This window comes from Burkholderia sp. HAN2018 (assembly GCF_024704855.1).
In the GTDB taxonomy this organism is placed as follows: domain Bacteria; phylum Pseudomonadota; class Gammaproteobacteria; order Burkholderiales; family Burkholderiaceae; genus Burkholderia; species Burkholderia cepacia.
This window is the reverse complement of record NZ_QOBB01000459.1, coordinates 1-2,292: the sequence shown is the minus strand read 5'-3', so window position 1 is coordinate 2,292 and position 2,292 is coordinate 1. Positions and strand designations below refer to the sequence as shown.

2 protein-coding genes and 1 pseudogene are annotated in these 2,292 nt (G+C 71.8%); all 3 read left to right on the top strand.

Annotated elements, in window-relative coordinates; all coding sequences use genetic code 11:
• Nucleotides 1-1,332, top strand: a 1,332-nt coding sequence (gene fliI, locus DPV74_RS40935) for a flagellar protein export ATPase FliI (RefSeq protein ID WP_119339257.1), incomplete at its 5' end; no start/stop codon positions are given.
• A gap of 5 nt (nt 1,333-1,337) precedes the next feature.
• Nucleotides 1,338-1,796: a flagellar export protein FliJ gene (fliJ, locus tag DPV74_RS40930; protein WP_021163734.1), complete on the top strand. Its 459-nt coding sequence runs from the start codon at nt 1,338-1,340 to the stop codon at nt 1,794-1,796.
• Between the two features lie 30 nt (nt 1,797-1,826).
• A pseudogene (locus DPV74_RS40925) lies at nt 1,827-2,292 on the top strand (flagellar hook-length control protein FliK); the annotation flags it as partial.

The following is a 2,292-nucleotide window of genomic DNA, read 5'->3' as shown; positions in this document are numbered from 1 at the left end:
CGCAGCCACCGCGCGCTGCCGCTGCGCCCGTGCGGACGCCTGACGCGCGCGGCCGGCCTCGTGCTCGAGGCGATCGGGCTGCGCCTGTCGGTCGGCGCCGAATGCACGATCGAACTCCCGCCCGGCAGCACGCTGCCGCACGCGGAAGCGGAAGTCGTCGGCTTCGCCGGCGACCGCCTGTTCCTGATGCCGACCACCGACGTCGCCGGCGTGCTGCCCGGTGCGCGCGTCTGGCCTCGCGAAACCGCGCCGGTGGCCGACCCGCTCGCGGGCGCGAAGCGTCTGCCGGTCGGCTGGGAGATGCTCGGGCGCGTCGTCGACGCGTCGGGCCGCCCGCTCGACGGCCTCGGCCCGCTCGCGTCGAAGGTCGACGCGCCGCTGTCGGCGCCGTCGATCAACCCGCTCGAGCGCGAACCGATCCACCACGTGCTCGACGTCGGCGTGCGTGCGATCAACGCGCTGCTCACCGTCGGCCGCGGCCAGCGGATGGGCCTGTTCGCCGGCTCCGGCGTCGGCAAGTCGGTGCTGCTCGGCACGATGGCGCGCTACACGAGCGCGGAAGTGATCGTGATCGGGCTGATCGGCGAACGCGGCCGCGAAGTGAAGGAGTTCATCGAACAGATCCTCGGCGAGGACGGGCTCGCACGCTCGGTCGTCGTCGCGGCGCCGGCCGACGTCTCGCCGCTGCTGCGGATGCAGGGCGCGGCCTATGCGACGTCGCTCGCCGAGTATTTCCGCGACCAGGGCAAGCACGTGCTGCTGTTGATGGATTCGCTGACGCGCTACGCGATGGCGCAGCGCGAGATCGCGCTCGCGATCGGCGAGCCGCCCGCGACCAAGGGTTACCCGCCGTCGGTATTCGCGAAGCTGCCGGCGCTCGTCGAGCGCACCGGCAACGGGCCGGAGGGCGGCGGCTCGATCACCGCGTTCTACACGGTGCTGACCGAAGGCGACGACCAGCAGGACCCGATCGCCGATTCGGCGCGCGCGATCCTCGACGGCCACGTCGTGCTGTCGCGTGCGCTTGCCGAGGCCGGCCACTATCCGGCGATCGACATCGAGGCGTCGATCAGCCGCGCGATGACCGCGCTGATCGACGAAACGCATCTCGACCACGTCCGGCAGTTCAAGCAGATGCTGTCGCGCTACCAGCGCAATCGCGACCTGATCGCGGTCGGCGCGTACGCGCCCGGCCGCGACGCGCAGCTCGACCGCGCGATCGCGCTCTATCCGCGCATCGAGGCGTTCCTGCAGCAGGGCTTTCGCGAATGCGCGCCGTTCGCGTCGAGCCTCGCCGGGCTCGATGCACTGTTCGACGCTTACGGAGGCTGATCCAGATGGCTCACGGCTTTCCCCTTCAGTTGCTGCTCGACCGCGCGCAGGACGACCTCGACTCGGCCGCGAAGCAGCTCGGCACCGCGCAGCGCGACCGCACCGCGGCCGCCGAGCAGCTCGACGCGCTGCTGCGCTACCGCGACGAATACCACGCGCGCTTCTCGCAATCCGCCCAGCACGGGATGCCGGCCGGCAACTGGCGCAATTTCCAGGCGTTCATCGACACGCTCGACGCCGCGATCGCGCAGCAGCGCAGCGTGCTGGCCGCGGCCGAAGTCCGTATCGACGAAGCACGCCCGAACTGGCAACAGAAGAAACGCACCGTCGGCTCGTATGAAATCCTGCAGGCGCGCGGCGTCGCGCAGGAAGCGAAGCGCGAAGCCCGGCGCGAGCAGCGCGATGCCGACGAACACGCCGCGAAGATCCTGCGCATGCGGGCCGACGCGGCCCGTTCGTCGTAACCGACCACCGCATTCGAACGAGAGAACGTCATGCCTCCCCTGCCCCTGCTCGGCGCGCTGCTCGACACCGCCGGCACCGCACTCCAGGCCGCCCGCGGCTCGGGTTCGTCCGGCGCCGCCGCCGGCAACGATGCCGCGACCGCGGTGCCGTTCGCGCAGACGCTGAAGCAAAGCGTCGTCACGCGTCGCGATTCGTCGAATGCCGGCGCGCCGGATGCTTCGACGAAACAGGCTTCGTCGAAGCCGGCCGCCGGCACGAAGCCGTCCGCGACCGATGACGACGACGCGACCGACGATACGACCACGAACGCCGCCGCCAACCCCGACGCCGCCGCGCTCGCGGCCGCCGCTGCCGTGCAGGCGCAACTGCAGGCGCGCATGGACAACGCGGCGCCGGTCGATCCGGCTGCTGCCGCCGCCGCTGCACAAAAGGCGGCCGTGTCCGGCCAGCCCGATGCCACGGCCACGCTGGCGGATCACGCGGCCACGGACGCCG